Source organism: Pseudomonas sp. KUIN-1 (assembly GCF_009176725.1).
GTDB classification, from domain to species: Bacteria; Pseudomonadota; Gammaproteobacteria; order Pseudomonadales; family Pseudomonadaceae; genus Aquipseudomonas; species Aquipseudomonas fragariae.
Genome location: NZ_AP020337.1, coordinates 4,684,716 through 4,708,499 on the forward strand (window position 1 = coordinate 4,684,716; position 23,784 = coordinate 4,708,499).

Here is a 23,784-nt window from a genome sequence, read left to right on the forward strand (position 1 = left end):
GTGTTGCTGATGGTTGACTGACACTTTTGTCAGCTAGACGCGAGCGCCATGGTAAACAAGGCTGTGTCATGACCACTGGAGCGCCGGACATGACCGAGCAACCCTTCTCCCTTCTACGCAACCTGGCCCGAACCGGGAACGACACGCACGAACATGGCGATGACACGTTACCGTTCATCAACGCGATGGAAAAACTGAACATCCATTCAGTGTTCGATATCGTACGGCGCTCCAAAAGCGCTTTTGTTCACGAACTCTCACGTATCAGTGATGCTGATGCAGCGCTCGCCTATGAAAACGCTCGCTGTTACGCCACCCAGATCGTGCGCCTGTATCGCAATCAACTGCTGTCTTCAGGCCGGCCCCAGCCAGTGACACGGCGCACCGGCGTGCGTTCACTGGTAGACATCGGGCCTAGCTTTCCCAATCTTTTCAAGGAAAACTGGGATCTGTTTTGCAAGGTGGGTGCGATAGAAGCCAAGGATTCGCCCGTTGCGTACCTGACGTCCTTGTACCGGTTTGCTCTGGAACAGCTGGAAGGCAGCGTCGCGGAGGACAGCCGAATCAAACTCCATGACCGACGGCCTGATCTCAAAGGTCTGTTGATCGACCAACAAAGCACCTTCACGCCAATCCCCACGCTGCACATCGTCAATCAGGTGTTAAGTAAAGCCATCAATGCCTATGTGGACACGGTGCCTGAGGACAAGGGCAAGTCTATTTACCAATTGGTGGCCGAAAAACAACACCCGTTTCAGTTTCCTTACAACTTCCACTTTCAACAGATCAGCCTCGGGCTTGCCGGGAAGAAGCCAATGTTAGGCGAGCTGAATTACTGCGTCAGCCTTGAACTTCCAACCACTTCCAGGTACGGCAGTGACTATGGAAAAGTGCAGCACTCCAGTGCCATCGCACAAGTGCTGATGAGCGGAGCAGGCCCAGAGCAACAGGCAATCGTGATTGAACCTGCCTTATCCAGTCTGGCAAACGCAGACACGTCAGCAGACCTGACCCGTCAGTTCTTCAAAACGAAATACAACGTCGATTACGTCGACGACGCCAGCAATCCTTTGAATAATCTGAACGTCTTCCTGGAGAAGACGGGTCTGGACAGTGACGGAGTCGAAGCCCTGCTTGCCATAGGCAACCACACGGCCTATGCCTCTCCCAACATCCGTGCAGCGGGAAACACCGCAGATGAAGACTCCCCACTCGATGCGAGCCTGACAGCAATCAAGGCCCGATTCGGAGCTGGCTACGTCAATGGCCCGACCAATCAGCCGGCAATGGCTCTGAACAAGGATGCGTACGGCACTGAGCGGCTGGTAAACACCAGCGTGGACCGCTTCGACCGTCTGCAACGCATGATCCGTCTGCAGCGCTGGACGGGCATTCCGTTTACAGCGCTGGACACGTTGGTCATGGCGGTCATTCGCTCCGAAGGCGCCGTGAACCTGCAGATGGTGCTGACGGTAAATACGCTACGCGCACTGGGAACCTATCGGTATCTGAACAAACGTTACGGCCTCGCGCCTGATGAGTTTGCAGCCTTTGTTCACCTGATGCCCGGCGAGGCAAACGACGGACGCTTGCCGATGTTCGACCGGGTCTTCAACAACCCGGCATTGTTCGATACTCCGCTGGTGCTGGATGGGTCGATTCTCGACCTCGATCAGGACAGTAGCCAGCACGTCAAGACTCGCGCTCAGTTGAGCCGAGCCCTGCAGTTATCCAGCACTCATGAAGGCTTGAGGCAGCTGGCCGTCGATGTTCGCGAACTGATTGGCAACGCGCCCACTGACTTCAGACTCAATTTGAGCATGATTTCTTCGCTGTACCGCCAAGCCCGCATTGCTTCGATGTTCGGTCTGACCACAGCAGAATGCCGGGCATTGATCGACCTGCTGGGCACTCTGTCTTTTCGGAAAAAGGTGGTCTCAGGTCAACTCGACGACACCGAACCGGACGTGCTCGATATCCTGATGCAACTGGACTGGGCAGTCACGTGGCTCAAAGCGTCTGACCGAGACATCGCTGCACTGCGACGTCAGCTAGGCTGGGACATCACCGAAACGATAGTCACGCAGGAACTGACTGTTCAACTTGAGCAATTGACCAACGATGCGCGCCAGGCTGTACTGAAGAGAGACCAGCTGGCATCCCTTGACTTGCCAAGCAAGGATGACCAAAACAACACCATCAATTGGTGGACTATCCTCGATTACGACCTGATCGACGGATTAGGGCTGGTCACGACTCAGCCGCTGCACGAGGAACCCGCGGTCAGCATCCGCCGCACCCTGCATGAACGCTTGTCCTCCATAGCCATCGCGGAACCCCTTGCAAGCGAAGTCGAAGCCAGACTTGAAACGTTCGTATTGAACGGCTACCGGAGTCAACATCGGCTGGTGGAAGGGCTGTTGCTGACCCTCACCGGTTTGCCGCCGGACCGTTGCGAGCCGGTGATACGCTGGGCAGGCAGCGATGCAGGCAAGTTTCTCGGTGCGTTACTTTGGCATGATGGCGCCATTCAGAAGGTCTCGACGCTGATTCGCTATTCAGAAGTCAGCCAGCAACTGGGGCTGAGCGCCCGGGCATTACGCACATTTTTAATCAGTCCACGCTGGCTGCATGCAGACTTTGGCTTCCTGCTTCCCCTTTCAATGAACAGTCTGTATTTGCTCGACCGTTACCGCAACTGGCGCGACAACTGCGGTTACCCGGAAGAAACGCTGCTCGATTATTTCAAGCAAGCCAATGACACGCATCGAGACAATACCCAATGTGCTGCGCGGCTGGCGTCACTGACAGGCTGGACGTCATCTGAGGTACTGGCCGCAAACGCATTGCTGACCGGGTCAGATCGTATCGCTTCCAGCATGCACGAGGTGGACTGGTTGAGCCGGATGCACAGCGCCAGTGATGTCACCGGCCTTTCGGCAAGACAATTACTGTCGGCTACTGACCTGACAGCGACCAGCACTGCCTCGCACTGGAAGTCAGCAGGCGAAGCCGTGATAGCCGCCAACCGTTAAGTCGTGAGCATTAACCTGTTCAATGCCATGGAGGCCTGATCATGTCCGATACCCTTGAAAGCCGGCTCAACGAATCCTTTCGCGATGCGCTGGTGGCGTACTATCTGGGTGAGGTCGTTCCCAACGACCCTATGCTGAAGCGCCTGGGCCTGGACCAGCGCTTGAAAACGGCCAACGACCTGTACGAGTTTTTTCTGCTCGACAATCAGGTCGGCAATGAAGTCCAGACCAGCTATGTCGCATCGGCAATGAGCAGCCTGCAACAGCTCATCAATGGTACGTTACTGGGCATGGAGCCCGGCTATGAAACACTGCTGCCGACCGAAGCGCGCTTTGTCGAGTGGCGTGAACGCAGCAGTCAATACCCGATCTGGGCGGCCAATATGCAATTGGCACTGTATCCGGAAATCTATATTTCTCCGGCATTGCGCTTGAAGAAGTCCGGCTACTTCACGCAACTGGAAAACGATATCAATCAGAACAGGATCAATGTCGACACGGCGCAGGAAGCGGTAAAAGCTTACCTGGCCAGTTTTGAAGAAGTCGCCAACCTGACCATCATCAATGGCTATATCGACAGTGATCGATTTGCGCAAGGCAAGTACTACTTTATCGGCACGTCGCGCGCCGAGAATATTTATTACTGGCGCACGGTGGACATGAATGAGCGTGCCTACCAGGAAGGCACTGAAGGGCCGAAGTTCGATAATCCGACACCCGGTGCCTGGTCCGACTGGAAGCGCGCCGAGATCGGCATCAATGCCAATACGCTGGAAAGAACCATTCGCCCGGTGTATTTCAACAATCGGTTGTTTGTGGCGTGGGTGGACCTGGTTCACGTGACAGAACAGGTAGCGGTCACGCTGCCCGAAGGTACAGTCAAGCCAGCTGCCGATGGCAGTATCCCCATCACCCCACCGGCTGACATCGCGCCCTTGACGGTGGTCACACCCAATGTGCGTCTGGTATTCAATATTTCCTATAAAAAATACGACGACTCCTGGAGTGCGCCACACATCTACATGGACGTGACAACACCCAATGTCGTCACCCGGGCAGGCAAGGCAGTCAACCTTGAAAACGACCTGAACAGTATTGCGATCTTCGATGTATCGGCATCCCCGGAATCGCTGTTTATCGCGATGTATGCGGGTGAAACGCTGGCGCCTGGTGACACCGATGGCTCAACATCGACCTATGCTTTTCTGCACACGGCCTTTATCGACAAGAATTTCAACAAAACGCCAGCTTTTCCAGTTGCGAACTACGTAGACGCCGTTTCCGACAAGGCAGACCTGGGTCCGGAGCAGCCCCGCGTGCGCAAGACCTGTTGGGCATTTGCTTTAAAGAACAAGGGGAATTTTCAGTTTACGTGGAGTTTGTATATCAGGCTAAAACCATCCCTGACAACATCTCCAAACACTGGCGATACCTGGTGGGACTACCAAGACCATCAGGAAGCAATAGCCCAGATGACCGGTACCTATGCACCCCGCCTGGACCTTGAAAACGCCACACTAAAATTAAGCACTGCAATAACCAAGGACATCCTCATTAAGGGTACGACTAAAACCACACTCGTATTGACTGAGCCCGCCAGCCAGTGGACGTTTGAGTTCATAACGACACCCTACGATCTCGACCTCGACCAGAACAGCTTTATATTACAGAACGGATCAAACTTAAAAATCGAATCAACCGGAGGCTATTGGGGCGATCTGTCGCTGAACCTGTATAGCGCCGTAGACGCCCTTCCCTCAAGCACCGCGTTCCTTCGCAACCAACACAATAGTTATTACCGTATAGAACGATATACCACCGACTGGAATCTTGGAGGCGGCAAACTGAAGGTGGGCGCTGTCGAGCTAATGTCTTTGGCGGCAACCGACCCGGAGGTCATATCCTCGGCACTCATAGCACTTATACAAGGCGAAACTTCATATGATCTGTATCCCTCTGTACACGTAGGGCCTCACTACGCTGACACGCTTTCTTTCGCTCAATGGTTCAGTTACCCATTGGATATGAGCGTCCCCCACAACAACTCGCAAAAGCACCTGACCGCACGACCTCCGACCAGCAGTATTACGGCACCGAGCCGTTACGAAACAACCATTACCTTCGATAAATCCACGCTTCTGCCAAATCTTCCGCAAACCCGATTCATCAGCGGCTCGAAAAAGTTTTATATCACTCATGGCGTCGGCGTCAACTCGGTTAATCCCCCGGTCTGGATCGGTAACGCCCTCAAATCCACAGAAATAGAACTGGAGTGGGCAACCGCTGATGGGGGCGACCCTATCGCGCCCAAAATCAGCAAACGCATAAGCGCCATTCTGGGCATCGCCGAATACATCGATTTCTCCGCCTCCAGCATTCGGTTCAGCGACAACTCGACCACCGACACCCGCGACCCCATTCGCATGAACACGCTGTTCGCCCGCGAGCTGATCAACAAGGCCAACATTGCGCTCGAAGCCTTGTTGTCCTGGGACACCCAGCAGCTACAGGAACCGCCCATCGGTGATGACGCCATTGCTGACCTGATGGACTTCAAAGGCGCCAACGGCCTTTACTTCTGGGAGCTGTTTCTGCATCTGCCGTTCATGATCTCCCATCGCCTCAACCTGGAACAACGCTTCACCGATGCCGAACGCTGGCTCGGGTTCATCTTCGACCCGGGCCGTAAAAAAACCAGCGACGCACCGGCTTACTGGAACGTTCGACCTCTGGTTGAAGTACCTGATCCGGATTACTTTCTGCGCGCCCCGATCGACCCGGACGGTATCGCGGCAAGTGACCCGGTGCGCTATCAGAAAGCGGTGTATTTCCATTACATCAAGAACCTGATCGACCGGGGCGACATGGCCTATCGGCAACTGACGCCCGACAGTCTGGGCGAAGCCAAGCTCTGGTATGTGCGTATTCTCGATCTGCTCGGGCCGCGCCCGGATGTGAAACTGATCAGCCAATGGACGCCTGTGGCGTTGGGCGATCTGGCAACGTCCAGCAGTCCGGGGCTGCGGGCTTTCGAGCAGCAGCTTGTCGAGCAGGAGCAACAGGTACGTACCAGCGCCGCCGTCAACGACGGCAAAGCCACTGTCAGTTTCAGCCAACCGTCCCTGCGCCTGAGCACCTTCGGCAGCGACCCGACATTGAACGAGGAAGACAGCGATCACTTCATCCTCCCGATGAATTCGGAGCTGGTCAAATATTGGGACATGCTTGAGTCGCGCCTGTACAACCTGCGCCACAACATGACGCTGGACGGCAAGCCACTCTCCCTGCCGCTGTTCGCCGCACCGCTGGACCCAAGGGCACTGCTCGCGGCCTACGCCAATGGCGCGACCGATGGTGGTGCTGGCAGCCTGCTGGCTCAGGACACACCGCACTATCGCTACCCGGTCATGTTTGCCAGGGCCAGCGCGGCGGTGGAAACCCTGATCCAGTTTGGCTTCACCCTGCTGTCGATCATTGAGCGCAAGGAGCAAGGGCAGTTGATGGAGCTGCAACAGCAGCAGGTCTGGGAGTTCGCCCAGTACGCCATTGACCTGCAGCTCGAGGCGCAAAAAGTCGAAGTTCAGGCACGCAAGGCATTGGAGGCCAGCAAGGCCGTGATTGATGCCCGAGCCGGTTTTTACGGCCAACTGGCGGCTGAAAATGTCAGTGCAGTGGAAATCGCAGCGGGTGCCGCCAAACTTGTTTCACGGATTGCCGAAAGCGCTGCCAGTGCGGCCAGCATCGTGGCTTCAGCCATGAAAGTAGCCCCTAATCACGCCGGTATTCATGCCGGTGCAACCGGCGGTATGGCCGTTGGTGCCGCAGCCGGAGGTGCAGTAGGCGGCTTCAGGCTGGAAGGCGTACCGGAAATGGTTGCAACTGGCGCTCATGCGTTCGCCGCGCGATCTGCGGCTGTCAGTGATGCACTGGAGCGCACGGAAATGTTCCGTCGGCGCCTCCAGGAATGGGAACACGCGCGTGATCAGGCGATGCTCGAATCTGAACAGATCACCTTGCAACTGGCTGTCCACGACGCCCAGACCCGCGTTACCGCCTTGCAACTTCGTCAGGCTCAGGAAGCCAAAAAACAGGCCGAGACCGTCTACGCATTTCTTAACAAGCGCTTCACCAACAGCCAGCTCTATCAATGGCTCAATGGGCAGTTCTCGACCTTCTACTACCAGGCCTATGACGCAACATTCTCACTGTGCCTGGCGACGCAAGCCTGCTGGCAGTATGAAATTGCCGACTACTCGGCCTCCTTCATCCAGCCCGCGGCCTGGAAAGACGCGTGGCGCGGCCTGGCTGCTGGCGAGGCCCTGAAACTGAATTTGCTGCGCATGGATGCAGCCTACATGGCCCGCAACGAACGCAAAATGGAGATCGTCAAGACGGTTTCGGTGCGCCAGCTGCCAATAACCGAGGGAGATGCTGCCGGGATCAATCACGGCTGGGATGCAGTGGTCGAGCGCCTGGCGCAAGACGGGATTGCCGAGTTCGAAATCACCCGAGCCATGCTTGACGACGATTACCCGGGCCACTATCTGCGTCGTATCAGACGCATCAGTGTGTCGTTGCCCGTCACGGTCGGGCCTTATCAGGACATCCGCGCCACCCTGACCCAGTCGTACAGCGCGGTGCAGATGGACGCACAGCCTGACGCGCCGCTCAAGGAAAACATGCGCGCCAGCCAGCAGATCGCCTTGTCTACCGGCGTGGACGATGACGGGCTGTTCGTTTTCAACTTCGACGATGAGCGTTATCTGCCGTTTGAGGGCACCGGTGCGATCTCTCGCTGGACCCTGAGCTTTTCCAACCCGGCATCGCAGCGCGACATGATCGACTCGATCACCGACATCATCGTGCACATGCGCTACACGGCGAAAAGTCGTTAACCGACAGGGAGCAAGCGTCATGGAAGCTCAATCGCAATCGCAGAATCAATCGCCGCAGTCTCTCCAGCCGGCTGTTGCCACCCCGTCATTACCCAAAGGCGGTGGCGCGATTCAAAGCATCGGCAAGGGCTGGGGATCGGTTGGCACCAGCGGCGCGGCATCACTGGAGATCGCCCTGCCGATCAGCCAGGGCCGCGGTTACGCGCCCGCCCTGTCGCTGAGTTATCAAAGCACCTCCGGCAACGGTGTGTTCGGGCTTGGCTGGAACCTGAACACCAGCAAAGTGGCGCGTCGTGCCAGCAAGGGCGTACCGAGCTACACCGACGATGATCTTGTTTTCGGCCCCGGAGGCGATGTCTGCCTGCCAGAACGCGACGACAGCGGCGCGCTGGTTTCGAGTCAGGTCAGCCGCTACAACGGTGATGATCTGGATGCGACTTATCAGGTAGTGCGTTACTTCAGCAGAGTCGAAGGGGCCTTTGCGCGCATCGAGCATTGGCGCGTAAACAACACAGATCCCGGCTTCTGGCTGATTCACGGCGCCGACGGCAGCCTGAACCTCTATGGCAGGAAGATCTCGTCGCGTATTGCCGACCCGGCAGACATGAACCGGGTTGCCGAATGGTTGCTGGATGAAAGCATGAATGCCGTCGGCGAACACATCCTCTACGAATACAAGCCCGAAGACCATCAGGGCCTGCCGGAGGATCACCCGAGAAACTTCCGCGCCCAACGTTACCTGAGCCGGGTTCGCTACGGCAATGCCAAGGCGCACCCTTTGCTTTACCTGTGGGAGGAAGATTCGCTGGACGATTTGCTGTGGCACTTCGACCTGTTATTCGACTATGGCCAGCGCGACACCCGCAGTGATCCGCCGCCCGCATATGACGAGCAATTTACCTGGCCGGTGCGCAGTGATCCGCATTCAAGTTTCGCCTACGGTTTTGAGCTGGGTAATCTGCGCCTGTGCCGGCAGGTTCTGATGTTCCATCACTTCCCGAATGAACTCGGAGCATCCCCGCTGCTGACCCGGCGACTGCTGCTGGAGCATTATCAGACAACCCTCGGCTACAACATGCTGAGCGCGGCGCATTCAGAAGCATGGGATGGCACTGACTGGCGGCGCGTCGATCGACAACCCCCTGTGCAATTTCAATACACCGATTTCAGTCTTGAGTCGGGCATTTACACGCCGCTGGAGCCCATGGCCGGCCTGAATGACGGCCAGCAATACCAGTTGGTCGATCTGTATGGCGACGGCTTGCCCGGCATTCTGTATCGCGACGACAAGGCCTGGCTTTATCGCGAACCGATCCGTGATACCGCTGGCACAGCGGATGCCGTTGCCTACGGAACCTGTCAACCGTTACCCCGCATTCCCACGGCTGATTCAGCCGCACCGGTACGTCAGACCCTGACAGATCTGACCGGCGACGGGCGGCTGGACTGGGTTGTCGCCCAACCGGGAATGGCCGGATTCTTTACCCTCAACCCTGATCGAAGCTGGTCGAAATACGCCACGTTCTCGGCTTTTCCTGCAGAGTTTTTCCACCCGCAAGGCCAAATGGCGGATCTGGTCGGCGACGGGCTGTCGGATCTGGCCTTGATCGGCCCACGTAGCGTTCGTCTGTATGCCAACCGTCGAGCCGATGGATTCGCCGCAGCGGTGGACATTCCTCACGACGAGGATCGCCTGCCATTGCTCAGCGACAGTTCCACTGAACTGGTGGCGTTCAGCGACCTGCTGGGTACCGGGCAACAACACCTGATCCGGATACGGCACAACGAAATCCGCGTCTGGCCGAACCTGGGCCGAGGCCGGTTCGGCAAGGGCCAGTTGTTTGCCACACTGCCCTACACCTATGAAGCTTTCGATTCGAGCCGGGTGCGACTGGCGGACCTGGATGGCTCAGGTGCCAGTGACGTGCTTTATCTGCAAGCCGATGGCTTCCAGGTCTTCATGAATCAGGGCGGCAACGGTCTGGCCGCGGCCTTCGATCAGCCCTGGCCAGAGGGCGTGCGTTATGACCGATTCTGCCAGTTCAGTGCGGTCGATCTGCTGGGCCTCGGCTTTTCCAGCCTGGTGCTGACCGTGCCACACATGGCGCCCCGGCACTGGAGCCTTTACTACGCAGCCGACCGGACAGGCACGGTGCACAAACCGTATTTGCTGAAGGCCTCGGACAACAATCTCGGTGCTGCCGGAGAAGTCAGCTATCGCAGTTCGGCGCAGGAATGGCTGGACGAAAAGAACGAGCTGCGGGGCGCAGGCAGCGTTGCCGTCTCGGAATTGCCGTTCCCGGTTCATGTGGTCGTCAGGCAAACCCTGCAGGACAAGGTCACTGGCAATACGCTGACTCAGTTGTTCCGCTATCGACAGGGTTTCTATGACCCTCGCGAACGCGAGTTTCGCGGCTTCGGCTTGCTCCTGCAGACCGACACCGAAACGTCGTCGCAGAATCAGGAAGACTTTACCGCTCCGGTATTGAACAAGACCTGGTTCCACACCGGACGCTACCCCGCCAGACCTTGCACTGACTATGACCGCAGCGACCTCCTGGCACGCTTGCCCGGCGAACATGTGTTGTCCCGACTCGACGCCGCAACCCAGACAGAGCTGCCGATAACAGACGCGGATGACGCGACCTTGCAGGAAATGGCACGAGCGCTGAGCGGCTCGGTACTGCGCGGCGAAGTCTTTGGACTCGACGCCAGTCAACGTCCCACAGTGCTGTATTCGACCCAGTCCTGCCGCTATCTGGTTCGCCAACTGCAAGCATTGAGCGCACATCGACCCTACGCATCGATGCTGCCGCTGAGCCTGGAAGTCATCACCTATCGTTACGAGGCCGAGGAACTGGAGGATCCGATGTGCGAACACAGCATGAACCTGGCGTGGGACCGCTACGGCTCGATGCTCCACTCAGCCAGCGTCAACTATGCGCGGCGCAAGAAACCGGGCGACGCGCCCCCCTTCGCGGACCCTTACCAGCAACAATGGTGGGAAGCGTCGCACGACGAAGCTCAACAACAGTTCTACGCGAATGAAATGCGCGCCGAAGCCATTCATCTGGACAGCCCGCAGAGCTGGCGTCTGGGGCTGCCTTACCGCACACGCAGCGATGCCATGCTCATTCCGGCAAGCGCCTTGACGCCTGCGCAGATCAGCTACGAACAGTTCTCCGATCCGGACGGGCCATTCGCAACCTTGCCACGCACGCTCACCAGTCTGTCGGTGCAACGCTACATCGGTTGTGGCGATGGCGAGGCGACCTTTCAGGCGCTGGCTGACGCCGTTGAAACGGCTGAACTGGATGATCATGCACTGAGCGCCTATGAGCGGGTCATGGACAGCGTCACTCTGGCCGAAAAACTCGTCGAGATCGGCTATCAGCAGATGCCAAGCTTTCTGCCCGCAGACAGCCTGAATCTATGGTCGGTAAAACGCGGCTTCGCCACTTATGCCGGTCCGGAGCATTTCTTTCACCCCACCACATTCAGGCCCACACGCAGCCATGGCTGGAGTCTTGTCGAGTACGACGCCTATGATCTGTTCACGACTCGCATTACCGACCCGGCAGGCTGCGTCACCACGGCTGAATACGATTATCGTGTGCTGCAGCCAAGACGAATCATCGACCCCAATCAGAACAGTCAGGAAGCGGATTACGACGCCTTCGGCAGGGTATGGGCAACCAGCTTTTACGGCACGGAACTGGGTGAGGCAGCCGGTTTTCCGCCGCTCAATCGCGCCGGACATTACTGGGCTTCTGCCAGCGATGTCGTACTGCAACCCGACTATGCGCTGGGCAGGCAGGCCAGCGCGGCCTATTACGATGGCAATACGGCTTTGGGGCGGGTCCACATACCGCTGGCAACCGCTGTCCTGGTTGCGGACCGCTACCCCGAAGATCCAGACAGGCAGATCCGCATCAGCATGGCGTCGATAGACGGCTTCGGTCGCACCCTGCAAACCCGTCAAAAGGTGGAGGACGGCGACGCCTATTCCGTCGATGAATGGGGCAATCTCGAACTGGTCGGCGGTCAACCGAAAATTGTCCACGCATCGCCACGCTGGCGTGTCAGTGAACGGGTGGAATACAACAATAAAGGCCTGGCGGTGCGCGTCTACCGGCCGTATTTCGCCAACAGTCATCTGTATGTGAACGACGCCTCGATACGCTCACAAAACATCGTCGACAAACAGTTCTACGACCCGCTGGGGCGTCCGACCATCACCATTACCGCCAAAGGCTGGATGCGCCGGCAGACCTATCGGGTCTGGTACACAGTAAGTGAGGACGAAAACGACACGGCCGAGGAAGTGCTGGCAGCGAGGAAGGCAGCCGAGCATGGTCAGTAGCGCGGTACATGCCCATACGCCGGAGTTGATCGTTTGCGAGGGGCGTGGCCTGGTTGTGCGCCAGGTCCTTTTACATCGAACCGAAGCCACGGAAGCGGCCGCAATGCGGGTTACCCGACAGCGTTTCGACCCGGCAGGCAGAATGATCGCCGCCACTGATCCACGTCTGGCCAACGCCAACCGGAGCACTGTCTACAGCCTTGGCGGCAACGCGTTGGCCACTGAGAGTGTCGATGCCGGCTGGCAACGGGTGTTATTCGGCGAGGCGGGCCAGGTCTTGCGCGACTGGGATGGTCGCGGCACCGAGAAGCAGCTCCAGTACGACCTGCACCTGCGCCCGACAAGGATCATCGAACAGAATCGGTGTGCAGAGCGGTTCACCTTTGGCCAGGCAGATGCAGCGGCACACAACCAATGCAATCAACTGGTTCGCCATGACGATACGGCGGGTTCGCGCTTGCTGGCAGATTACGGGCTGCTCGGCGTAGCGCTTTGTGAAGAACGACAGTTCCTGCAAACCCCTGATAGCCCGGACTGGCCGCTGGCCGAAGCCGAGCGCGATGCCTTGCTTGAGCCTGTCGTGCTGCAAACCTGCTGGCGGTTCAATGCGCTGGGCGACGCGCTTGCGCAGACCGATGCCATGGGCAATACCCAGGCATTTGGCATGACAGTCGCCGGGCAGTTGAAAGCGGCTGGACTGACATTGGCCGGTGCCTCACAGCCGCAGACACTGGTCAATGAAATTCATTACAACGCGTTCAATCAAGTCGAACAGGAAACAGCGGGCAATGGCGTAGTCAGCCTTTATTCCTATGATCAACAGGACGGCCGACTGACCGGGCTGAGCGCGATATCTGCTGACGGCACGCTGCTGCAGCAACTCAATTACAGCTATGACCCGGTGGGCAATATCCTGCTCGTCAACGATACGTCTCAACCGGACAGGTATTGCGACAACCAGCTTATCGAACCGATCAGCCGTTACCGTTACGACACGCTGTATCAACTGATCGAAGCCAGCGGCCGTGAAGTCCGAAATGTTGCCAGCCATGGTCCCGCGTTGCCCGGGCTGCAACCTCTGCCAGCGCTTGATCCTTGCCAGGTCAGCAACTACAGACAGAATTACAGCTACGACGCAGCGGGCAATCTGATGCAAATGCGCCACGAAGGTTCGCACGCGTTCACCCGCAACATGCACGTTGCCCCGGACAGCAATCGCAGCCTGCCCGACGATGACGGGGATGTGGATTTCGCCACGAGCTTTGATGCCAACGGCAATCTGCTGCAACTGGTTCGCGGGCAGGTTATGGGTTGGGATGCGCGTAATCAGTTGCAGTACATCACTACTGTGCAACGTGAAGACGGGTCGAACGATGACGAACGCTATGTCTATGACGGCCAGGGTCAACGTTGTCGCAAGATCAGTACTGCTCAGGCATCAGGTCGCACCCTGATCAACGAAGTGCGCTACCTGCCGGGGCTGGAAATTCGTACCACGGCCGATGGCGAAATCCTCCATGTCATCACCGCTCAGGCGGGTCGCAATAGTGTGCGAGTGTTGCACTGGAAAGCCGGAAAACCGGGCATTATTACGAACGATCAGGTGCGTTACAGCCTGGGTGATCATCTGGGCTCGAGCACGCTGGAACTGGATCAGCAAGGCGGCCTGATCAGCCAGGAAAGCTATTACCCTTTCGGCGGCACGGCCTGGTGGGCGGCGCGCAGCGCAGTGGAAGCGAAGTACAAGACCGTGCGTTATTCGGGCAAGGAGCGCGACGCCAGCGGGCTTTATTACTACGGGTTCAGGTATTACGCGCCGTGGTTGCAGCGGTGGATCAATCCGGACCCGGCGGGGGATGTGGATGGGTTGAATCTGTACGGGTACGTAAAAAACAGTCCAATCACCTATTACGACAGGTTGGGATACATGGGGAAGCACGCGCTTGAGTCGCCGCCATCACCCGCTCGTCGAAAACCGATAACCTCAAATAGCTATGCCCTTGAAAATCAAGATGCGAGACCCGGTGTTTTGTGGGGCGATCAGGAGCCATTCCTCGGACCTGCTTACACATTACCAGACAGATATCTTGTTTCCGGATTGGAAGAAAGATTGGCCGCAGTTGATAAACGTTCCGGCGAGGCGACCGCTATCGTAGCGACGATGTTTGACCATAACAGCAGCTTGGCATACGGCCCCTACGTCGTAGAATCAAAGCATCTTCAAAAAGAGGACGACTTCCTCAACGAATACGCGCCCAACGAATGGACCTTTCGTTCAAATTACAAAAGAAGCGGAAGCAATGACTACCATGCCAATGACGTAGTCCGATACCAGTATAGAACCATCGCCCAAAAAACAAATACCCATGGCGTTTTACCTTCGGTTATAAAAAATAGCTTCGTCGTGAATAATGAGACGTTGACGAAAACTTTGACAATAGAAAACAAAACTCCGGAAATGCTACAGACTTTTCTTCAGGAAACGCCCAACGGCAAGCGAACTCAACGAGTACTTGACGACTTTGGCATGGAGGCTTTATGGGTTGATCGGCAGGGGGACTCAGAATTCCCCTTCGCTGACTTTATTGTTGCTGTACGCCCTAAACAGCAATCATATAGCCAGACTGGCTTTTACTAGGGAAACGATGGGGAAGACTTCCAAACTTGGTAGAACGTCTGATCTCAATCGCCGAGACGCCTGATGAAGCAGATGACCTTCACCGACGCCGACGCCGACGCCGAATACGCCGCACGGAAAGTTTCTCTTGGTCAATACCAGGTTGGTAAAAGGACGTCTAGACATGAACGAAGCTATGCATGCCCATACCACTGACCGAGTTTCAAATGGAGGCATTGTGGGTGCAGCGCCAAACAGATCCTGTACTGGATCCGATCAGCCATTTTACGCTCGGAGTGAAACACATTAATCATTTTAAACTGTAGACTCACGTCACCATCTCCAATATTGAGAATGCTCGGTACTTGCAACCGCAACTCAAAGCAAAGCCATTTTTATTTATAAGGCAGCACTCTGACAGTGCAAAGCGGCCGATAGATTCTGTACGACCACTCTGACAACAAGTAGAGATATTTCAGTCAACACCAAAGGTTGCTGACAACCATGTTCGATAAAAATAAAGATTACGCTGCTGAAACATATGGATAACTGCATGTAACATAAGACCGATCGAACGTGGAGATTTGAAACATGGCATTTGATGCGTACATCAAAATCGAAGGCATTCCAGGCGAAGCGCTGGATGATCGCTACAAGGACTGTATCGAGATCACCGGGTATGGTTTCGGCATGCACCAAAGTACCTCAGCCACGGCGAGTTCTTAAGGAGGCGCCTCGTCGGGCCGGACGTCCTTGACGTGATTTCACGTTCACCAAGATCTCAGAAAACTCCTTGAGCCTTACTTAATGAAGTCACTTTCTACGAGCACACTAATCTGCTTCACACTTACCGCTTTTAATATCCCTGCATCTGCTCAGCCATCATCGCCAGAAGGCATGAATAGAACCCACGCGCAAAACTATAAAGACATGGTTCTTGCCACCTGCATTGCGAACGCTTACAAATTCAGTGACAACGTCGGGACTGACGCTGGCAGCAGCGTCACAGCGTTGCGCGAGTGGGCCAACTATGATTGGAAAAAAGCCCTGAGAAGCCCAGAGAATTCGTAGACAACCACCTCGCAAGAGACTACACAAACCCTCTTGTCGAGCCCGAAATAAAAGGCGTGAAATTTGACTTGCTTAAGTGCCTTGATCTTTACCACAGCAAAGAGCTGGATGCGCAGACAAAAAAAGCCGTAATAAACCCTACACATACCGACGTGCAAGACTACAAGCGACCCTAAACGCGAAATGGAGTTACGTATAATGAGGATACCTTTTGCAATCAAGACAGTATTTCTTGTATTCGCGACAACCCACTGTTTTGCAGACACACTACCTTCATCACCGGAAGGCATGCATAGAAGCTATGCACAGAACTACAAGGACCTGGTTCTTGCCAACTGTATAGCGAATGCCTACGCCTACGATGTGAAGGTCGAAATTGACGCGGGTAGCAGCGTCAGCGCGATGGAAGACTGGGCAAACTACGATTGGGAGGTGGGTCCTGACGAAATCCGGGCGCTGGTCAAAAAATACCTTGCCAGAGACTACACAAACCCGTTGGCTGAGTCACAGATCAAGGGCGTGAAATTCGATCTCTTGAAGTGCCTAGATCTGTATCACAGCAAGGAACTGGATGCCTTGACAAAAAAGACTGTCGTAGATCCGAACCATACCTATATGCAAGACTATAAGTGATGGCGATGTTAAACCTCACAGGGATATTTAAAAAATGAGGTTATTTCTCGCGACCACGACAGTATTTCTATCTCTCGCAGCCTCCAACAGCTTCGCTTACACACCCACCTCCTCACCCGAAGGCATGTACCGAACCTTTGAAAAAAACTACAAGGACATGGCGCTCGCCACCTGCATAACCACCGCTTATAAATATGACGTAAACGTCGGAATTGACGCGGGCAGCAGTGTCAGTGCGATGCGTGACTGGACCTACTATGACATGGAAAAAAGTCCTCTTGCCGTCAAGGCCCTGGTTGAAAAATACCTCGCGCGCGACTACACAAACCCGTTGGCCGAATCCCAGATCAAGGGTATAAAATTCGACCTGCTGAAATGCCTGGACATGTATCACAGCAAGGAACTGGACGCGCTGACGAAGAAAGTCGTTACAGATCCAAATCATACCTACATGCAGAATATCAAAAAGCCTTAACCACTCCCTTCATGCAACAAGCCTGTCCGGCAAACACTGCACAGGCTATTTCCATTACAAGCACTCTACTCCGCACATTATCTTTAAGGCGGAGACACATCATGCTGATCCACTGTGATCCGGTAACTTCCTAACGTCTCGCCTTCGGTAACGTACTGCTTGCTGAAATACTGACAAACAGCCCTCGTCACTTCCCCGCCTGCAACGAGAACATCCTCAGCAAACCCATTTCGATAATTCTTGTAGGAATTATCAGCAGGACGCCTCCCTTCCAATTGAAGGAAATTTCCGAGAAAATCCCGGCCTCTTGCGCTTGGCTATTCAGGTCTCTAGCCTCCATTGATCGCTGCCCAATCAGCGATCAGGTTTGGTAGACCTGAGTGACCTGTGCGCAATGCGCCACCTTCTCAAGGCGCATTTTTTCGGCCTGCGTTTATGGTGGCCGTGCGCTTGGCGTCTTCGGACGCACCGGCTTGCCTGGTCACCGGTCTACCAACCTGCGTACGGCCGCCACCCTGATCGTTTGGTAGCGAAAGGGGCGGCTCCTTTCATTGATCAGGAGTTGCAAACATGCCCGATAAAATCGTTCCCGACCCGCCCACCGCCCTGTTCACCGTCAACGCATCCGTCAGCCAGGAGGAAGCGCTCAATTACGCTTCGGATCTGCTGCGCTGCATCATTACGACGGCCTATGAGTCCGGCGATAGCACCCAGGGCACCAGCCGTGACCTGGCGTTTTCGGTGTTGCACATGGCCGAGATGGCCAAAGCCATGGTTGATCGTTCACTGGAATGCATCGTTTGAGCAGATGACAACCGGGGCCGCGCTCGGCCCCGCGCCAACCTCAGTTACGCTGATCCAGCAAGTTCACCACCAGCCGGTCGATCCAGCCCCACAAGCGCTGTTTGACGCGCCGCCACAGCGGTCTGGCCTTCCAGTCTGCCAGCGTGGTTTCGGCGCTCAGGGCGAAGTCTTTTTCGAAACTGGCGACCACGTCGCGGGTCAGTCCGGGGTCGAGGGCTTCGAGGTTGGCTTCCAGGTTGAAGCGCAGGTTCCAGTGATCGAAGTTGCACGAGCCGAGACTCACCCAGTCGTCGATCAGGACCATTTTCAGGTGCAGAAAGCAGGGCTGGTATTCGAACACCTTGACCCCGGCGCGCAACAGGCGCGGGTAGTAGCGTTGACCGGCATAGCGTACGGACGGGTGATCGGTGCGCGGCCCGGTCAGCAGCAAACGCACATCTACGCCACGCGCCGCGGCCCGGCGCAAGGCGCGGCGGACTTTCCAGGTGGGCAGAAAGTAAGGGGTTGCCAGCCAGATCCGCTTTTGCCCGGTGTGCAGCGCACGTACCAGCGACTGCAGAATGTCGCGGTGCTGGCGGGAATCGGCATACGCCACGCGGCCCAGCCCCTCGCCGGTTACCGGGGCTTTGGGCAGATGATCAAGGCCGAAGTTTTCTTTCGGACGCCAGGCGAAACGCCGGGCGTTGGCGTGGAACTGCCGGTTGAACAGCGCCTGCCAGTCAATCACCAGCGGCCCGGTGATTTCGACCATCACTTCGTGCCACTGGCTGGCGTCCTTGTCCGGCTCCCAGAACTCGTCGGTCACGCCGGTGCCGCCCACCACGGCCAAGGCCTTGTCCACCACCAGCAGTTTGCGATGGTCGCGGTAGAAGTTGCGCACGCCCCGCCGCCAGTGGATCGGATTGTAGAAACGCAGAATCACACCGGCATCGGTCAGTTGCTTGCGCAGGCCGGCGTCGAAGGCTTTTGAACCGAAGTCATCGAACAGGCAGCGCACGATCACGCCACGTCTGCCCGCCTCGACCAGCGCGCGCACGATGGCGTCGGCGCAAGCCCCGGCTTCGACCAGGTACAACTCCAGATCGACCTGCTGCTCGGCGCGATCAATGGCTGCGATCATGCGCGGGAAGAACGCAGGACCGTCGATCAGCAATTGAAAGCGGTTGTTTTCACGCCACGGGAAAATCGCACCGTTCATATCAGCGCGCCGTGAAGATCAGGACAGCCCCGACCGGGACCGAGAGGCTCACCGCCGACAATCCTGCGGCATTGCGCAAGGCCTTGAAGTCCGGGGCCATATCGAAATCCTGGGCATGGATCACCAGCGGCTCGAGCGTCACGACCTGAAAGCGCCGCTCGTCGAGACGCGTCGCCAGCAGCTCGGCGTTATAGCTGTGGGTCTTGCCGCGCAGGCTGACGGTCAGCGGTAAACGCAGTTCCAGTTGTGCGCCGGGCGCAAGGTTATTGATCGGGCGCATGTCGAGCTGCGCATTGATCTGAGCAGCCGGAAACTTGCGCACCTGAAACACCTGCTCTCGAAGGCGCTCGTCGCGCAGCGGAATGCCGGTGCTGACCGAGTCGGTTTCAACCTCTACCTCAGCCAGCCCCTTGGCGTCGACTTTGCCGTGCAGCACGAGAAAGCGATGCACCTCGGCAATATCGGCATTTTTGGTCGAGGTGAACGAGAGTCGCGACGACTCGTTATCCAGATACCAGTTCGCATGGGCAGGTAACGCCACTGCGGCCAGCATGACCAGCAGCAGGCGATTCATAGTGAGCATGCAGACTCCAGACGTGCAATTGAGGGCCACCTTATCCGCCTGTCTGACCGCTGGCAAACGCCTGCGTTCGGCGGCAATCCATCAAGCCCTCATGGCAGCAGGCGACAGCCCTGTCGCTCACCCTGCCACGATGCACTGCTGGTGCGTCCCAGGCCGCTGGCAATGACCCGTTTTTGACTGCTGTCGTCGACCAGGGTGCTGGGCAGATACTGTTTGATGTAGCCCTGGCAATACGCTTCGGAATTGTTCATGACGTACCTGCACGAACAGTATTCCTTGGCGGTGTAGGCACTGATGATGGTCGGAAATGCCTGCAGGTTGACACGGTACTGCCAGGCGAGTACGGCAAGTGCGGCAACGATCAGCAACAGCAGGCTGCTGAAGGGACGGCGCAGGATGAACATTCGACGCGTGCTCATTGACCGCCCTCCTTGCCGAACGCGGCCTGTACGCGCTTGAGCATCTCATTGTGGTTGTAGGTACTGTCGCGGTCATCGGCATAGCGCACGATTACCAGCTTCTGATCGGGAATCACATACAGCGCCTGCCCCCAATGCCCCAGTGCCGCGAAGGTGTCGGGGGGAGCGTCCGGCCACGGTCCTTTGCCGCCATCGCCAGTGCGGTTAAGCCACCATTGACCTGCGGGCACTTCAACGCTGGCATCCACGCCTGCACCGGCAAACGGCGTCAGCACGAAGTCCATCCACTGCTTGTTGAGCAACTGCCGATCCTGCCATTGCCCGCCGCGCTGCATCAGCAGGCCGATGCGGGCCAGATCGCGGGCGGTCATGTAGGCATAGGAAGAACCTACAAATGTACCCGCGCCATCGGTTTCCCAGACCGCACTGCGGATGCCGAGCGGGTCGAACAGCGCGGTCCATGGATAACCCGGATAAACCTCATCGCCGACCATCTTTTTCAAGGCCGCCGCCAGCACGGTGCTGTCGCCGCTGGAGTAAAGGTAAGTCTTGCCTGGGGGTTGGGCAGCGCTGTGATCGGCGGTGAAGCGCGCCATGTCATCACGCCCGCGGGTGTAGAGCATGGCGACTACCGAGGAGTTGAGCGGAGCGTATTCGTAGTCTTCCTGCCAATCCAGACCCGAAGCCCAGTGCATCAGGTCTTTGATGGCGATATCGGGGTGCGCCTTGAACGGCGTGTAGAACTTCGCTACCGGGTCATTCAGTTGAAAGCGCCCTTCTGCGAACGCCACCCCCAACACCGTCGCCATGATGCTTTTGCTGATCGACCAGGTCAGGTGCGGCGTTTGCGCGGTGGTCACACCGGCATAGCGCTCGTACACAACTTCGCCATCACGAATCACCAGCAGCGCATCGGTGCGTACGCCCTTGCGCGAGGCGTCGTCACGCGGCGGGAAGGCATAGGCCTCGAGCTCTTCGATGGCCGCAGATCGCGGCACAGACCGAGAAGGCCATTGCTCTGCCGGCCATGTTTGAGCAACGACGCCCTGGGCACTGAAACCCAGGATCAGAACCAGACACAGGCGGACAAATCTACGCGGCATGACAGGGCCTCTAAAGAGTAATCCGCACACCGTATCAGCGTTTCATGACAGTTAGCCATCGCCCCGGGAACGGACGCAGAGCGTCCAGAACGGCACGTCCAGGCGGAGCACGCATGATCCTGCTTAGGCCGATCGTTCCTCACGCTCCAGCGTGGGAATGCATTCGCGTGACGCTCTGCGTCACAAATCTGCGCCGCCCTGCAACGGTCAAGACCAAACGCAGAAGAAATGGCCCCAGCGTTTCCCGTCACACAACCATCACCAAAGCTTCACAGGCATGACACGCCATCTCCCTAGCCTGCAGTTACGGCAAAGCGCCTGGACAAATCAGTCAACCAGCCCTTTCTGCATCTGCAAGGCTGGCTCATGGAGATTCGTATGACCCAGATCGCCCGCATTCGTGACAACACTTCTGAACGTCGTCTTCAGGCCGAGCGCCTGATTGGAGCGCGCGCCTTGCAGGAAGCACAGGCGTTGCGTTTCAGTGTGTTCAGCGAAGAGTTCAACGCCCGTCTCAACGGCGCCGAACAAGGCCTGGACATCGACGATTACGATGTTCACTGCTCGCACATCGGGGTACGCGACCTGAACACCGGGCGTCTGGTTGCCACGACCCGGCTGCTCGACCACCAGGCCGCCAACACGCTGGGGCGCTTCTACAGCGAAGAAGAGTTCAGCCTGCACGGGCTGGTCAATCTGCAAGGGCCGATCCTCGAACTGGGTCGCACCTGCGTCGATCCGGCCTACCGCAACGGCGGCACCATTGCGGTGTTGTGGAGCGAACTGGCCGAGGTGCTCAACGAAGGCGGCTACAGCTACCTGATGGGCTGCGCGAGCATCCCGATGCAGGACGGCGGTATTCAGGCCCATGCGATCATGCAACGCCTGCGCGAACGCTACCTGTGCAACGAGCACCTGCGCGCCGAACCGAAGAATCCGCTGCCGACCCTCGACATCCCGAGCAATGTGATCTGCGAGATGCCACCGCTGCTCAAGGCCTACATGCGTCTGGGGGCCAAGATCTGTGGCGAACCGTGCTGGGACGAAGACTTCCAGGTGGCCGACGTGTTCATCCTGCTCAAGCGCGACGACCTGTGCCCGCGCTATGCCCGCCACTTCAAGGCGGCCGTGTGATGAGCCGGTTGCGCGGCTATGCCCGCGTAGTCCGGGTGCTACTGGTCGTAGCGCTCGGATTGACGATTGCCAGCGCGTTCGCGGTCCTGGAACGTACCAGGATCGGAGGTTCGATGGAGCGCAGACAGCGCTGGAGCCGCTGGTTCATGGCACGCCTGACCAACGCCCTGCCGTTTCGCGTCACCGTGACAGGTCAACTGCCAACCCAGCCCATGCTGTGGGTCAGCAACCATGTGTCATGGACCGACATCGCCCTGCTCGGCATGCTCGCGCCGCTGTCGTTTCTGTCGAAGGCCGAAGTACGCACCTGGCCGGTAGCGGGCTGGCTGGCGCTGAAGGCCGGTACGCTGTTCATTCGTCGCGGATCGGGCGACAGCCGTCTGATCCAGAAGCAGATGTGCAACCACCTGCAACAAGGCAACGCACTGCTGATCTTCCCCGAAGGCACCACCACGGACGGCAAAAGCCTGCGCACCTTTCACGGTCGTCTGCTGTCCAGCGCCATCGACGCTGGCGTGCCGATTCAGCCGGTGGCCATTGGTTACTCGCGTGACGGCAAACCGGACCCGATAGCCCCGTTCATTGGCGACGATGACCTGCTGTCGCATTTGCGCCGACTGTTCGCCAACGAGCAGAGCGACGTGCATATTCACTTGCTGACACCGATCCCTACCGCTGACCAGGAACGCGCCGCACTGGCCTTCAAGGCCCAGCAGGCCGTTCAGGTGGCATTGTTTGGCGAGCCGCAGGCTCAGCCGAGCGAAGTGGTTTCGCGGCCGGCCCGAGCGGCCTGAGCGAAATTCTCGAGCAGCGGATAGAACTCGGCGAAATCCGCACTCAAGGGCTGGTAAAGCGCCTGCAGTTCCTGCATGCCGCCGGCCAGCCCTTCGGGTCGTGACAGGCGTCGGGATATGCCGCTCAACACCTGCTCCAGCACCCCGAAATCCCGGTACGAACCCAACCAGTCCTGCGCCGCCATGCGCGGTGCGATCAGCGCCAGCCGCTCGGGCAACTGCGGCTCGGCAGCCAGCGTGGCATAGACCTTGCGGGTGAATGCGTCCAACGGCAGATCGGCATAACGATGCCAGTCGCGCGCCAGGCAATGATCGAAAAAGACGTCGAGCATGATGCCGGCATAGCGCCGTCTCTGCAGCGGAAAGCGCGCAATGGAGGCCTTGATCAGCGGATGACTGTCAGTGAAGGCGTCGATGCTGCGATGCAGACGAATCGCCGCTTCCAGCTCCGCAGGAAAACGTCCCGGCAGCGGACCTTTGACGAAGTCGCCATACAGGCTGCCGAGCAATTGAGCAGGCCGATGCCCACCAAGATGAAGATGTGCCAAGTAGTTCATGGCTGCAAGCCTAGGCCGCTTTCGGGCCTGCTGTCCATATATCGTTATAACCCGATATAGCGATTTGACCCATCCTAAGCACATAATCATATTTCTATATCGC

General features: G+C 57.3%; 14 protein-coding genes and 2 pseudogenes. 11 read left to right on the plus strand and 5 right to left on the minus strand.

Going from position 1 to position 23,784, the window contains the following annotated elements; genetic code table 11:
* Positions 1-68: 68 nt before the first annotated feature.
* The 9 genes and pseudogenes from KUIN1_RS20985 to KUIN1_RS21035 all read left to right on the plus strand — a co-directional run bounded on the left by KUIN1_RS20985 (position 69) and on the right by KUIN1_RS21035 (position 17,893).
* Positions 69-3,035 carry a Tc toxin subunit A gene (locus KUIN1_RS20985; RefSeq protein WP_232059978.1) on the plus strand — a complete coding sequence of 989 codons (2,967 nt, stop codon included), beginning with the start codon at positions 69-71 and terminating at the stop codon, positions 3,033-3,035.
* A 41-nt stretch (positions 3,036-3,076) separates the two neighbouring features.
* Complete coding sequence (locus tag KUIN1_RS20990; RefSeq protein ID WP_152092253.1) at positions 3,077-7,930, plus strand: neuraminidase-like domain-containing protein; 4,854 nt, start codon at positions 3,077-3,079, stop codon at positions 7,928-7,930.
* Between the two features lie 19 nt (positions 7,931-7,949).
* Positions 7,950-12,293, plus strand: coding sequence for a SpvB/TcaC N-terminal domain-containing protein (locus tag KUIN1_RS20995; RefSeq protein WP_152092254.1), 4,344 nt, complete (start codon positions 7,950-7,952; stop codon positions 12,291-12,293).
* A complete protein-coding gene (locus KUIN1_RS21000; protein ID WP_152092255.1) occupies positions 12,283-14,931 on the plus strand; it encodes an RHS repeat-associated core domain-containing protein in 2,649 nt (882 codons plus the stop codon). The genes KUIN1_RS20995 and KUIN1_RS21000 overlap by 11 nt, the downstream gene beginning before the upstream one ends.
* A gap of 570 nt (positions 14,932-15,501) precedes the next feature.
* Positions 15,502-15,703, plus strand: a pseudogene (locus KUIN1_RS28110) (type VI secretion system tube protein Hcp); the annotation flags it as partial.
* 14 nt (positions 15,704-15,717) lie between these two features.
* Positions 15,718-16,157 (plus strand): annotated as a pseudogene (locus tag KUIN1_RS21015) (type VI secretion system amidase immunity protein Tai4).
* 22 nt (positions 16,158-16,179) lie between these two features.
* Positions 16,180-16,614 (plus strand): type VI secretion system amidase immunity protein Tai4, encoded by a 435-nt coding sequence (locus tag KUIN1_RS21020; RefSeq protein WP_003405903.1) that lies wholly within the window; start codon positions 16,180-16,182, stop codon positions 16,612-16,614.
* Positions 16,615-16,648: 34 nt separating this feature from the next.
* Positions 16,649-17,089 (plus strand): type VI secretion system amidase immunity protein Tai4, encoded by a 441-nt coding sequence (locus tag KUIN1_RS21025; RefSeq protein ID WP_057458328.1) that lies wholly within the window; start codon positions 16,649-16,651, stop codon positions 17,087-17,089.
* A gap of 570 nt (positions 17,090-17,659) precedes the next feature.
* Positions 17,660-17,893, plus strand: a complete 234-nt coding sequence (locus tag KUIN1_RS21035) for a DUF6124 family protein (protein WP_003313478.1) — start codon at positions 17,660-17,662, stop codon at positions 17,891-17,893.
* Between the two features lie 40 nt (positions 17,894-17,933).
* Here KUIN1_RS21035 and KUIN1_RS21040 read toward each other — a convergent pair whose 3' ends face one another.
* The 4 genes from KUIN1_RS21040 to KUIN1_RS21055 all read right to left on the minus strand — a co-directional run bounded on the left by KUIN1_RS21040 (position 17,934) and on the right by KUIN1_RS21055 (position 21,196).
* Positions 17,934-19,091, minus strand: a complete 1,158-nt coding sequence (locus tag KUIN1_RS21040) for a phospholipase D-like domain-containing protein (RefSeq protein WP_152092256.1) — start codon at positions 19,089-19,091, stop codon at positions 17,934-17,936.
* A 1-nt stretch (position 19,092) separates the two neighbouring features.
* Positions 19,093-19,674 carry a YceI family protein gene (locus KUIN1_RS21045; protein ID WP_011268811.1) on the minus strand — a complete coding sequence of 194 codons (582 nt, stop codon included), beginning with the start codon at positions 19,672-19,674 and terminating at the stop codon, positions 19,093-19,095.
* A gap of 89 nt (positions 19,675-19,763) precedes the next feature.
* Positions 19,764-20,093, minus strand: a complete 330-nt coding sequence (locus KUIN1_RS21050; RefSeq protein ID WP_003395271.1) for a hypothetical protein — start codon at positions 20,091-20,093, stop codon at positions 19,764-19,766.
* Positions 20,090-21,196 (minus strand): serine hydrolase domain-containing protein, encoded by a 1,107-nt coding sequence (locus KUIN1_RS21055; protein WP_152092257.1) that lies wholly within the window; start codon positions 21,194-21,196, stop codon positions 20,090-20,092. The genes KUIN1_RS21050 and KUIN1_RS21055 overlap by 4 nt, the downstream gene beginning before the upstream one ends.
* A gap of 378 nt (positions 21,197-21,574) precedes the next feature.
* Here KUIN1_RS21055 and olsB point away from each other — a divergent pair, with 378 nt between their 5' ends.
* Together olsB and KUIN1_RS21065 are read left to right on the plus strand one after the other, a co-directional pair.
* A complete protein-coding gene (olsB, locus tag KUIN1_RS21060; RefSeq protein WP_003405915.1) occupies positions 21,575-22,330 on the plus strand; it encodes an L-ornithine N(alpha)-acyltransferase in 756 nt (251 codons plus the stop codon).
* Positions 22,330-23,124, plus strand: coding sequence for a lysophospholipid acyltransferase family protein (locus KUIN1_RS21065; RefSeq protein WP_011268813.1), 795 nt, complete (start codon positions 22,330-22,332; stop codon positions 23,122-23,124). The genes olsB and KUIN1_RS21065 overlap by 1 nt, the downstream gene beginning before the upstream one ends.
* Here the strand turns inward: KUIN1_RS21065 and KUIN1_RS21070 are convergent.
* A complete protein-coding gene (locus tag KUIN1_RS21070) occupies positions 23,082-23,681 on the minus strand; it encodes an acyl carrier protein phosphodiesterase (protein WP_003405918.1) in 600 nt (199 codons plus the stop codon). The two genes, KUIN1_RS21065 and KUIN1_RS21070, sit on opposite strands and share 43 nt — an antisense overlap.
* Positions 23,682-23,784 lie beyond the last annotated feature (103 nt).